Origin of the sequence: Sedimentibacter sp. B4 (genome assembly GCF_000309315.1) — a bacterium.
Classification (GTDB): domain Bacteria; phylum Bacillota; class Clostridia; order Tissierellales; family Sedimentibacteraceae; genus Sedimentibacter; species Sedimentibacter saalensis.
The window spans coordinates 1-12,569 of the sequence record NZ_CANG01000931.1; the positions used below are offsets into that span (position 1 = coordinate 1).

Genomic DNA, 12,569 nt, shown 5'->3' on the forward strand with positions numbered 1-12,569 from the left:
CTCGACTCACCGTCTCTTGCTGAGACAGCTTTGATAGTTTATCACATCAGCTTTTCTTTGTCAAGAAGTTTTTTCTTCTTTTCAAAACTATCTTTTTTATTTGTTTATTCTGTCAAGTTCGACAGCTTTGTTAGTTTACCACAACACTGTGATAAAGTCAACTGGTTTTTCATTTGTTTTTCAATTAATTTTTGCCTAAACAGCTTAGAAAGCTGAAGTGCTTTTATATTGTAGCTCACTTATTTATTTTTGTCAATCCCCTTTTCATTCTTTGTTTGAACTTTTTTATTTGAGATTATTTATTGCAGTTAAATCCATTCAAATACAAATAAAAAGAACGATGATTATAAAGTACCCCAAATGCTAGTTTATTATGCCTAACATTTGGGGTACACTTTAATTAACTACTTTAATCATATCTATAACTCTATTGCTGTGATTTTTCAATTTCTGATTTTATGGCTAGGGCTACCTGGTCATCTGGATTAATTTTAAGGGCAGTCTGTATATCTTCTAATGCTCTGTCTATCTGGTTGTTGTAAAACAAAGCTACTGCACGGTTACAGAAAACTTCACAGTTGCCTGGATCAATGCTTAACAGAGTAGAGAAAAGTTCTTCGGCTTCAACGTATTTTTTTCTGCATATTTTGCACAGTCCAAGCTCATTCATCGCTTCTTTTTGGGAGCCATCGATTTTTAATACATTTTCAAAATATGTTTCAGCTATTTCATAATCACCTAATGATCTGTAAGCAAGCCCTATAAAGAAAAGCAAGTTCCACCATCCGCTGAAATCTTTAACCAGCGGAAGCAAAAATTCAAGAGCTTCTTCCGGTCTTTCCTTCAATACAAGGTTGTAACCTCTTTCATAATCAACATATGGCTTTAAAGAAATAAGCTCATTTCTTATTTCATCTATTCTTAATGGATCATCATCAACTTCCTGATGTTTTTCCCAAGTAAGATTTGCTTTAACATACTGTTGCATCCTTTTGTAATAGTAACCTAGTTTGTAATAAGAAAGAGCAAACTTGTCATCATAATCCAAAGCTTTTTCAAAATACTTGTGGGCTTCTTCAAAAAAGTACTGACTTATTGTGTCCTTGCCCTTTTCATTGAGTTGAACACCCATTTTTTCAAGTGCAGAAGCATAAACAAAGCAGCTTTTTTCATTTTCCTCAATGTTTACCAGAGCCTTGCCGTATATGACACTGTCCTTTGTTTCATTGCCTTCAAACTTGTTGATGCAGTATATTATATATGGCTTGATGTCAAAATGGAGTTCTTTGAGCATTTCATGGTAATCTTTTAAATATTCAAATGAAGGGTCCGTCCCCTGGATGAATATTATACCGTCTATTATGTTATTAAGTGTTATACCGTCTCTTTCATTTTGCTTCTTAATGTCTTCAAGTAGCTTTTCGACCCTTACAGGCACAGGCAGTTCCTTTTCTGTTTTGTATGTCTTGTCTTTGAAGCTTATTGAAGCACCTTTTCTTAAATCTATGAATGATATGTCGTTTCTTTTCTTAGTAAAGCTATCCTGAAAGTATTTATCTTTTTTGTTCATAATCTATCTCCTCTATTGCATGGTTTATTACATGTGTTAAGCATCTGTTGAATATATTGTCCTTGTCATAGTAAATAAACAAGGTTGCATTTTTTCCTATTTCAACAATTCTGAAATCATTGACTATTTTTTCTTCTTTTTTTGCATGAGCAAAGTACGTTTTTCTAAAATCCGCATCGTTCGCAAGATATCTTTTAATCAGCCTGTATTTGTCCTCAGATTCTCTTATGAGATAATCCGGAATATCTTCATGCTGATTATTGAACACATAGTCATATTTCATGCAGTCAATAAATTCATTGCTAATCCCATCCAAGCATTGTACATAATCATATAGTATTTTGTAAAGCTTTTTTCTGCTGTGTGATACTTTATACAAATCATTATTTTTCCAGAATAAACTGAAAGACTCATAAAATTCAAAGGCTGATGACGAAAAATAATGTTTCAGTATGTACTCAAGGGTTTTTTCAAAGTATTTTTCATTGTAATACTTGTCAACAAGTTCTTCAATGTCTTTGAGTTTGAATATTTCTTCCGCTGAAATATATTTTGTGCGGATAACTTCATATGGAGCTGTTTTTCTGTAACGGATTTCATGCTTTTCTTTGTCAGCGTATATCTTTGTTCCCTTAAGCACCTTTAAAAAACCAAGCTGTATTTTTTCTGACTGGAGATTGTGAAGACCATCAAATGACTTTTTAAACGTGTTGTAATCTTCATAAGGAAGTCCTGCTATGAGGTCTAAATGAAGGTGGACGTTGTTATGATCTTCAATGAACCTGACAATGTCAAACAATTTATTGATGTCCATGTGCCTGTTGATTTCTTTCAATGTTTCATCATTCAATGACTGCACGCCTATTTCAAACTGAAACATGTTAACAGGAAGGGTTCCGACAAATTCAAGGAATTCATTATTTATTATGTCTGCGGTTATCTCAAAGTGAATTGTCATGTTGTTCTGGTTGTTCGCTATTATGAATCTAATTATTTCCATGGATCTTTTGTAGTCTGCATTGAATGTTCTGTCCACGAACTTAATTTGTCTTGCATTTGTTTTTAAAAGCATAGACAAATCTCTTTTAACCCTTTCCATTGAAAATGTCCTCATTCTCTTATCAATAGAAGACATGCAGAAACTACAGCAAAACGGACATCCACGGGATGATTCGTAATAAATGATTTTGTCTTCAAAATTATCGTCTTCCTTGTATGGGTAGCTCAGTTCATCAAGATTTAAAATGAGATTTCTTTCTTCATTAATAATGATGCTTTTTTCTTTTCTGAAAACCAGACCATTTATGGATGAATAATCGGGATTTTCACTGTGATACTGTTTAAGGAATTCCCTGAAAGTTATTTCTCCTTCTCCAAATACAACATAATCAACGTATGTTTCTTCTTCCATGAGTTTTTTAACTTCAAATGACACTTCAGGTCCACCCCACAGTATGTCTACGGAGTTTTTTGCTTCTTTAATAATATAGGAAATTTCCTTTATGTATTCAATGTTCCATATGTAGCACGAAAAACATATTAAATCAGCATTGGCCGAAAGTATCTCACCAATTATGTATTCCTGCTTCTGGTTTATTGTAAATTCCCTTATTTCTATATTAAAATCATCATCCTTGCAGAATTTTTTTAGATATCTTACTGCAAGATTTGCATGGATAAATTTTGAATCCAGTGTTACAAGCAAAATTTTCATATATTCACCTTCATGATTCCTGTCTTGTTTCTTAATATTATTTCTTTTTCGGTTCTTCTAACTATTATGCACTTTCCAAGAAGAGGATGGCTGAATGAAGAATATTTTAAAAATTCCTTCAGTTCAGGAATTTTTCCATCCCCAATCTTAAGCTTTTCAGGACTAATGGTTCCCTTTCGAAGTTTCAGCAGGTATGCTGAGTAGTTTGAAAGTATCTCATCATTATATTCCTTTTCTTCAGGAGATACATTGTTTATTATGTTCTGTAATGTTTTTGATTTTAAAATGCATTCCTCTGAATAAAGATGTGCTTTCGTTATAGTTTTAATTCTTTCTTTTTCAAAATCAATTATGCTCATTTTGTCAAGATTGATATTATGTTTTTGTGCAAACTCCTTTATTGAAAATTGAATGATCCTTTCTTTTGCATTTAGATTCATGTTTTCAATATCTATATTTTCATCGCTTAAATAATCATACACTGCAGATGATATTAGGATTGAATTTATAATTGTTCTTTTGTTAAGAGAATAAAAGGAAGTCATCTTCATAACTTCTTCCATGAGGTTTTCCCATACAGTGTTTGAAATTGCAATGGGCATGATTTTATATTCTATTAATCCGTCCTCGCCATCACATGGAGTTTTGTTTTTAAAATAATTTTCAATGCAATCATTATGTCCGTTAATATAAAGTTTGAAAAGATCTATTTCCTTTATGTATCTGTCCTTATCCAGGTAGCATCCAATGTTGTCCTCGTAAGGCATAAGACATTTAACTGAAATTAAAAACAGCTGAAATCTAATGTCTGGTAATCTGTCCCATGTAATGTCTTCATAGCAGCTGTAGAGTAGGTTTTGTATTTTCGAAAGCATATGTGCTCCTTAAAAAATAGAATCGCGTAATGACGCGACTCTATTATACAATTAATTATTAAATTTATCAAACTCTTCTTTATACTCTCCTGCAAATTGCAAAACTTTTAAGGAATATTCGCTTTCACCGGGATTATTAGCATGACTTCTTTTTTCCATGTAATCATCAAGACCTTGCTGCCCCCTGTTGTATGCAGTGAGGGCCATGTGAAGATCACCGTCGTAAATGTTGATTAAGTACAAAAGCTGGGTTATTGTCAGCTTAATATTAAATTTTGTGTCAAAAAGCCTGTCAGAATGGTATTCATAGCCTAGATTCTCTGCAACAGGTTTTGCGGTGTTTTCCATGAGCTGCCCAAGTCCTCGTTCTCCTGATGTTCCAATGGCTGAAGGATTAAAATTGCTTTCTCTTCGAAGCACTCCCAAAAACAAAAATATATCAAGCTTTTCATTTTTACATTCTTTTGCCATGTATTCACAGTCGCTAAGATTAAGTCCTGTCAACTCATTCGCATATTGTATCAATTTTTTTTCATTGATATAGGAATCTCTTAAATCAAATATAAAAGTTTCAATTTTTTGCTGACTTGTGGTCTTGCCGTAATACTTGGATAAATCTTCAGCACTTGCAGTCATGCTCATGTTTATCATCATAAAATAAGACAGAACACACGTAGCAAATAGCATTGTCATGTACTTTTCACGTTTCATTTCATCACCCTTTTATGTTTGTTGTCTAATTATATTTTACAACTAATTTTGCAGTCAACGGTGAATAATGATATGTATTGTTGAAATTTGATTGTTTTTAGCATATCTGCACGACAATGTAAGATTTTGAAAAATACTTTGTTTAGTTTTAAATATAAAAGAGAGGGCTATGCCCTCCCAGATCATTGACAAACCCCGACGCTGTCATACTGAACGATACTGCAGGATCTCATCTGTACTTAAAACATGAGATTCTTCGAGCAAGCTCTCAGAATGACAACGTCCAACATAAACTTTGTCATTAACCTAAGAGGACATAAGCCCTCTCCTATTTACTACATTTTTTCCGGTGTTTCCATTCCCAGAAGTTCCATTCCTTTTTTAAGGACTGTGTTAACTGTCTTTGTAAGAAGCAGTCTTGCTTTTTTAACTTCTTCATCTTCAACCAGTATAGGGCACTCGTGATAGAAACGGTTAAATTCCTGAGCAAGGCTCACTATGTATCTTGTGATGAAGAAAGGTTCATATTTATCATGCGAACCAAGTACTGCTGATTTAAATCCTTCAAGCTTTCTTATGACATTGAATGATTCCTTGTCAGTAAGAACTGAATAATCAACATTGTCATCAACATCTGCACCTGCTTTTCTAAGTAAACTGCATGTTCTAGCATATGTATACTGAACATATGGCCCTGTTTCGCCTTCAAAGCTTAAAGTTTTATCCCATGAGAACATGTAGTCCTTAATACGGTTGTTGAACAGCTCCTGGAATATTACAGCTCCTATGCCCACTTGTTTTGCAACTTCTTCCTTATTTTCGAGGTTAGGATTTCTTTCATTTATTATTTCAGTTGTTTTTTCGATTGCTTTTTTCAAAACATCTTCAAGGAACACTACTCTTCCCTTGCGTGTTGCCAGTGCTCCGTCCTCAAGGCTCACTGTTCCGAACATTATATGAACACAGTCGTATGCCCAGTCATATCCCATCAAATCTATGATTTTTCTCCACTGGTCAAAGTGAAGCTTTTGCGGTGCGCCAACAACATATATATTTTTATAGAAATCATAAGTTCTTTTTCTGTAAGTTGCTGCTGCAATGTCTCTTGTTACATAAAGAGTTGATCCATCGCTTTTTTGAATTACGGCATCTGTAAGTCCATATTCAGAAAGCTCAACAATTTTTGCTCCTTCTGAATCTTTAAGGAGGCACTTGTCTTCAAGCTCATCTAAAATTGCAGGCATTTTATCTGAATAGAAACTTTCTCCAGCATATGAATCAAATTTTATTCCGAACATGTCATATACACGGTTAAATTCCTTGAGACTCACTTCTCTGAACCACGACCACAGTCTTTTAGCTTCCTCGTTGCCGTTTTCAAGTTCCTTGAACCAGTATCTTGCCTCATCCCTGTATTCCGGATGAGTTTCTATTTCCTGGTTGTATCTTACATACAGTTTTAAAAGTTCAGGAATTGGGTCTTTTTCTATGGCTTCAACTATTTCAGGCGTTCCCCATTTCTTGTAAGCTGAAATAAGCATTCCGAACTGAGTGCCGTAATCTCCTAAGTGGTTGATTGCAACTGTGTTGTAACCCATGTACTTGTATATTTTGTTTATGGAGTTTCCAATAAGAGTTGAACGGATGTGTCCAATATGGAATGGCTTTGCAATGTTGGGAGATGAAAACTCAACAATGACAGTCTTGCCCTGTCCTACATCTGTACTTCCGAAATTTTCTTTTTCTATGTATGCTTGTTTTAATATTCTTTCTGCAAAATGTTTTTTGTCAACAAAAAAATTTACATATGGACCGTTGCATTCAATTTTTTCAAATAAATCAACATTTCCAATCTTTTCTGCTATTTCTGTTGCTACAACTGCAGGAGACTTTCTGTACTTCTTTGCAAATTTAAAGCACGGAACCGCATAATCTCCCATATCCTGGCTGGGTGGTATCTCTATTAACTGAAGAGCATCATCCATAGACAAATCTGATTCTACGGCAGTGAATATCTCTGCTACTTTTTCTTTAAAATCCATCTCTTTCCTCCGAGTATTCCCTTTTATTAGTTTGTTAGTAATAATATCACAGCTGTTTTTCAATGTCAATGCAACAATAATTATCAATTGCAGCACCATATAAAGTTTATTCATCTGATATTATTTGTCTATTAATTATTCTACAAATCCAGTTCTGTTTCTCCGTCTCCCTGTGTTATATGCCAATTTTCATGTCCCATGAGTTCCTCAAGTGTAACTTTGTCAGACAGCACGTTGGCAATCATCATGTTGTTTTTTGGAGGTTTTCTCGTAATCATGAAACCGTTGTTCAGTAGAACTTCCTTATATTTTCCGTAAAGCCCTGTTCCTATTACTGCATATTCAAGCCCGTTGTCATAGCAGTATTTTGCAACTCCGTTTGCTAAAGCCTTTATGTATCTTTCATTTGTAGGGTCTGTGAAAAATTCAACTGCAGACGTCATTTTTGACCCGTTTGCAACAGAATTGTGAAGAATTGAAAAACCTATTATCTCATTGTTCAGTCTTGCCAGTATTGTTACGTAATTTACGTCAGGTCTTAAATTGTACCTGTAGTTGCAGTATTTGAAATCACGAACCAGCATAACTCTGTACTTTTCTTTATATTTGTCCCAGCATTTCTGTATTTCTTCAGGAACACTGTCAAGAATTTCAAATTGGATTTCCTTGTCCATCTGTCCTTTGAGTTTATTTTTCATGTAGGCTGAATAAACTGAATTTCCCATTGAAGCAAGGATTCCGACCTTTATTCTTCTCTTAAGAATGTTTTTTATGAGAATTGGTCTCACATATACTTCCTTTTCAAACAATGTGGGCCAGCCGAACCTTTGATAAGCAGGATATGACTGATCGTTTGCAAGTCCGATTACAACATCAACACCGTCCTGGCGGCCTCTTTCGCAGGAATTCTGAGTCATGGTCCTGAATATTCCCTGCTTCTTGTAATCCGGGTGAGTCATGGATTTTACAGAATGAGCTGTTAGAAGTATTTTTCCGTTAACATAAAGCTCGTTGGGCAAAAGTCCGTCACAGCCTATTACTTTGTCACCTTCTTTTAGCAGGTACATCATGTTGCCTGATTTATTGTATGGGTTTTTATCAAAAAGCCATTGATACATTTCTTTTTTGCTGTTAGTTCCTTCTCCGAAGGAAATCACCGAAAGTTCTTCAAAGGCTTCAAAATCTTTATTCATGTCCAATCTTACTATTTCTCTTTCCATATGACCTCCGTGTTTTGATTATTTTATGCTTTTTTGTATCTAATTATAATGTTTAGGATATAAAAATGCAATTAATTTAATTTTTTCCATATATTGCAGTACTGCACATTGACATGAAGAATTATATTATATATAATTAAATAAACATTAAAGAAAGGTAACGATGAAATGATTAGATAATTTATTTATTCGATGTATGAAATGTTAAACAAGCCAAATATAAGGCTTTGTTTTAAGAAAATACTTGAGAGTAAATTAATTTCTGATATTTCATGATTCTGTAATGTTTTTTTTGTGTTTTATTTTAAATTAATTTTCTCTCTTACAGGAGGGATTATGTCTATAATAAGTGTAAAAAATTTGACTTTCAGCTATGAAACAAATTATGAAAATATTTTTGAAAATACGTCCTTTGAAATTGATACTGACTGGAAGCTTGGCTTCACAGGAAGAAACGGCAGAGGCAAAACAACTTTCTTGAATCTTTTGATGGGAAAGTACAGCTACTCAGGAAGTATAAGCGCATCAACAAAATTTGATTACTTTCCTTTCGAAATCAATGGCAATGACAACACATTGGAAACTGCAAGAAACATCATAGCACCTTTCACCCGGTGGGAAAAAGAAATGCAAAGACTTATTACATCCGGTACGGACGGTGACATGGTACGATACGGTGAAATACTTGACTTATACTCTGAAAATGATGGATACATCATTAATGAAATGATTGAAAAGGAACTAAACATGCTTCAAGTTGAAAGAGATGTTCTTTCAAGGCAGTTTTCAACATTAAGCAGCGGTGAAAAGACAAAGGTAATGCTTGCTTCACTGTTTCTAAAGAAAAACAATTTTCTTTTGATTGATGAACCAACAAACCACCTGGACCTTGAGGGAAGGAACACTGTTTCTGAGTATCTTAAATGCAAAAAAGGATTCATACTTGTATCCCATGACAGGCATTTTCTTGATAGCGTTGTTGATCACATACTATCTATAAACAAAACAGACATTGACATTCAAAAGGGTAGCTTTTCAACCTGGCAATCAAATAAGGATTTAAGAGATAATTTTGAAATAAGCGAAAATGAAAAGCTTGAAAAAGAAATTAAAAATCTTGAAGAATCATCAAGGCGCTCTGCCGGCTGGAGCGACAAGACGGAAAAGTCGAAGTTCGGAGAACCTGTGCCTGACAGAGGCTTTATAGGACACAAAGCTGCCAAGATGATGAAAAGAGCAAAATCAATTGAGCGCAGGAAAGAAAAATCCATTGAAAATAAGAAGCTCCTTCTTAAAAACATTGAAAGAAGCGATGAATTAAAAATCATGCCGCTTAAATACCGCAAAAATACCCTCATAAATGTTGAAGGATTGTCCTTAAGTTATGAGGACAGAAAAATATTTGACAACATAAGCTTTCAGGCAGAACATGAAGACAGAATTGCACTTCGCGGAAAAAACGGCAGCGGGAAATCTAGCATATTGAAAATCCTAACAGGAGAAAATAACAATTATTCAGGAACGGTAACTATGGGAAGCGGACTTGTAGTTTCATACGTTCCTCAGGACACAGGATTTCTCCAAGGTTCTTTAAAAAATTACTGCAGGGATGAAAATATTGACGAAAGCATATTCAGAATGCTTCTTGACAAGCTTGATACCGGAAATGAAATATTCGAAAAAAATCTGGAACAGTTAAGCGGAGGACAAAAGAAAAAAGTTCTCATTGCAAAAAGCCTTTCTCAAAGAGCTCACATTTATATATGGGATGAACCACTGAATTTTATTGATGTGAATTCACGAATGCAAATTGAGGAGCTCATTTTGAAGTACTGCCCTACAATGATTTTTGTGGAACATGATTTCATGTTCAATGAGAATGTTGCAAACAAAATTGTTAATATAAGTTAAAAACGGCCCCAAAGGGGCCGTTTTATTAGTTTTATCGTGCGTTGTACTATGTTCTCACATTATTTGAACGTAACTATTGTTACACCGTCTCCGCCTTCGTTGAACGAACCAAGCCTTGACTCTTTAACATGCTTGTGCTTTTTCAAAAATTGTGTTATACCTTCTCTTAAGATGCCCATTCCCTTGCCGTGAATGACTTGTATTTCGTTGAGATTTGACATGAACGCATCATCAAGGTACTTGTCAAGCTCCAAAAGCGCCTCATCTAAGTTAAGTCCCCTTAAGTCTATTACAGGACTTATGGATGATGTTTTCAGTTTAACCATTCTTGTAGTGTTGTTTTTTTGTTTCACTTCCTCGTCAGATTTGATTTTTATCAAATCTGATTTCTTTACTTTCATTTTAATAAGGCCTATTTGTACCATTACATTTTGTTGATTGTCTGTATCAGAAATGACAAATCCTTTTTGATTGAGGCTTCTCACTGTTACAGCATCGCCATTTGATATGGGAGAATCCGTGTCGTATGTGTCTTCCTGGAAAATCTGTTCTGTGTACTGGTTTTCATCAAGTTCCTTTGATTTATCGTTCAGCGTCTGTCTAAGTTCATTTACCCTTCGGCTTTTGTCCTTATCCATCTCAAGGTTTAATTTCTTAAGTTCCTTAATGATTTCTGCAGCTTCTCTCTTGGCATTTTCAACTATTTTTCTTGCCTCGTAATTTGCTTCATCAACAAGCTTTTCACTTTTTTCAAGTGATTTTCTTTCCTTGGCCAGAAAGTCCGAGTGCTTTTTCCTGCTTTGCTCATCAAGTCTTTCAATTTCACGCCTTTTTTCTTCAATATATACCCGATTGTCTTCTATTTGCTTCAATGCATCTTCAAATTCAACCTTTTCAGTTTCAATGTTTTTCTTTGCCTTGTCTATAATGTCATTACTCAAGCCAAGCTTTCTCGATATTTCAAAAGCATTAGATTTTCCCGGAACTCCTATTAACAGCTTGTATGTTGGACTTAATGTTTCAACATTAAATTCAACGCTTCCGTTTATGACTCCTTCTGTGTTCAGGGCATATAGTTTAAGCTCGCTGTAGTGGGTTGTGGCAGCAGTTACGATATTTCTTTCGTGAAGAGTATCAAGAATTGATATGGCAAGAGCAGCACCTTCTGTAGGGTCTGTTCCGGCTCCAAGTTCGTCAAACAAAACAAAAGATTTTTCATCCACTTCCTTCATGATTTTCACTATGTTTGTCATGTGGGAAGAAAATGTGCTGAGGCTCTGCTCAATGCTTTGCTCATCACCTATGTCCGCATAGACGGCGCTGAAAACTGATATTTCAGTTCCGTATTCCGCCGGAATATGAAGACCTGCCATTCCCATGAGAGAAAACAATCCCAGTGTCTTAATAGACACTGTTTTTCCTCCTGTGTTAGGTCCTGTGATAATAAGAGTCCTGAACTTATCCCCCAGCCATGCATCGATGGGAACAACAACTTTTGGATCAATGAGAGGATGTCTTCCTTTTTTTATTCTTATATAACCTCTGTCATTTACATTAGGCTCAATGGCATTTATGCTTATGGCATACTTTCCCTTAGCAAATATGAAATCCAGTTCTGTGAGAATTTCCTGGTTAATGAGCATTTGTTCGCTGATTGTGCCTATTAATCCACTAAGTTCAAGAAGTATTCTTTCAACTTCTTTCTTTTCTTCAATTTTAAGGTTAGAAATGTCATTTGTCATTTCCACCACTGCCATTGGTTCTATAAAAAGAGTGGAGCCTGTTGATGACTGGTCGTGGATTATTCCTCTCACCATGGATCTATATTCCTTACGAACAGGAATTACATATCTGTCATTTCTCATTGTCACTATGTTTTCCTGCAGGTATTTCTGCATGGCGGATGAATTCACAATGGTATTTATTTTATTTTTTATGGCATTGTTTTTTATTTGTATTTCTCTTCTTATTCTTTTAAGCTCCGGGCTTGCGTCATCTGCAATTTCCTCTTCACTTACGACCACGTGGTATATTTTGTCCTCAGTGTCCTTGTCAGTGAAAATTCCTTCGCACAGTTCTTCAAGGAGAGAATAGTTTCTTTCTTCCCTGTTATTAAGGAGCACATAGTTTTTTAAAAGCCTAGCAGCTCTTAATGTATCCGCGCAGTTAAGAAGCCCTCTTAGGGAAATTATTCCTCCCACGGCTCCCCTTCTTGCATATTCTTTTATATCTGCTATTCCTCCTAATGGAGGATTTCCTTTTTCCATAATTATTGAAAGAGCCTGTGCAGTCTGATTTTGTTTGAATTTAACTGCCTCAACATCTGATGAAACATCCAGTTTTAAAATCTCTTTTTTTCCATTGGATGTTTCCGCATAATTTGAAAGCTTTTCAATAATCTTATCAAATTCCAATACTGATTTAGATTTTTGTTTCATTTTTAATCCCTTCTTTCTCCTAATTAAGAATTAAGAGTTAAGAATTAAGAATTATGGAAGGAATTTTGGTATCCAAAATTCCATCAAT

At 34.8% G+C, this 12,569-nt stretch carries 8 protein-coding genes; 1 reads left to right on the forward strand and 7 read right to left on the reverse strand.

What is annotated here, in order from left to right; all coding sequences use genetic code 11:
- Nucleotides 1-427: 427 nt before the first annotated feature.
- The 6 genes from BN358_RS15885 to BN358_RS15910 all read right to left on the reverse strand — a co-directional run bounded on the left by BN358_RS15885 (nucleotide 428) and on the right by BN358_RS15910 (nucleotide 8,132).
- On the reverse strand, nucleotides 428-1,570 hold the full coding sequence (locus BN358_RS15885; RefSeq protein ID WP_019229520.1) for a tetratricopeptide repeat protein: 1,143 nt from the start codon (nucleotides 1,568-1,570) through the stop codon (nucleotides 428-430).
- The gene (locus BN358_RS15890) at nucleotides 1,554-3,284 is read right to left on the reverse strand and encodes a B12-binding domain-containing radical SAM protein (RefSeq protein ID WP_019229521.1); all 1,731 of its coding nucleotides are present in this window, start codon (nucleotides 3,282-3,284) and stop codon (nucleotides 1,554-1,556) included. Before BN358_RS15890 ends, BN358_RS15885 begins: the two co-directional genes overlap by 17 nt.
- The gene (locus BN358_RS15895) at nucleotides 3,281-4,159 is read right to left on the reverse strand and encodes a hypothetical protein (RefSeq protein ID WP_019229522.1); all 879 of its coding nucleotides are present in this window, start codon (nucleotides 4,157-4,159) and stop codon (nucleotides 3,281-3,283) included. Before BN358_RS15895 ends, BN358_RS15890 begins: the two co-directional genes overlap by 4 nt.
- 51 nt (nucleotides 4,160-4,210) lie before the next feature.
- Nucleotides 4,211-4,870 carry a lytic transglycosylase domain-containing protein gene (locus BN358_RS22520; protein ID WP_019229523.1) on the reverse strand — a complete coding sequence of 220 codons (660 nt, stop codon included), beginning with the start codon at nucleotides 4,868-4,870 and terminating at the stop codon, nucleotides 4,211-4,213.
- A gap of 335 nt (nucleotides 4,871-5,205) precedes the next feature.
- Nucleotides 5,206-6,912, reverse strand: coding sequence for an arginine--tRNA ligase (argS, locus tag BN358_RS15905; protein WP_019229524.1), 1,707 nt, complete (start codon nucleotides 6,910-6,912; stop codon nucleotides 5,206-5,208).
- Nucleotides 6,913-7,052: 140 nt separating this feature from the next.
- A complete protein-coding gene (locus tag BN358_RS15910) occupies nucleotides 7,053-8,132 on the reverse strand; it encodes a GNAT family N-acetyltransferase (protein ID WP_019229525.1) in 1,080 nt (359 codons plus the stop codon).
- A 336-nt stretch (nucleotides 8,133-8,468) separates the two neighbouring features.
- Here BN358_RS15910 and abc-f point away from each other — a divergent pair, with 336 nt between their 5' ends.
- Complete coding sequence (gene abc-f, locus BN358_RS15915) at nucleotides 8,469-10,043, forward strand: ribosomal protection-like ABC-F family protein (RefSeq protein WP_019229526.1); 1,575 nt, start codon at nucleotides 8,469-8,471, stop codon at nucleotides 10,041-10,043.
- A 59-nt stretch (nucleotides 10,044-10,102) separates the two neighbouring features.
- Here the strand turns inward: abc-f and BN358_RS15920 are convergent, their stop codons facing one another.
- On the reverse strand, nucleotides 10,103-12,481 hold the full coding sequence (locus BN358_RS15920) for an endonuclease MutS2 (RefSeq protein WP_019229527.1): 2,379 nt from the start codon (nucleotides 12,479-12,481) through the stop codon (nucleotides 10,103-10,105).
- Nucleotides 12,482-12,569 lie beyond the last annotated feature (88 nt).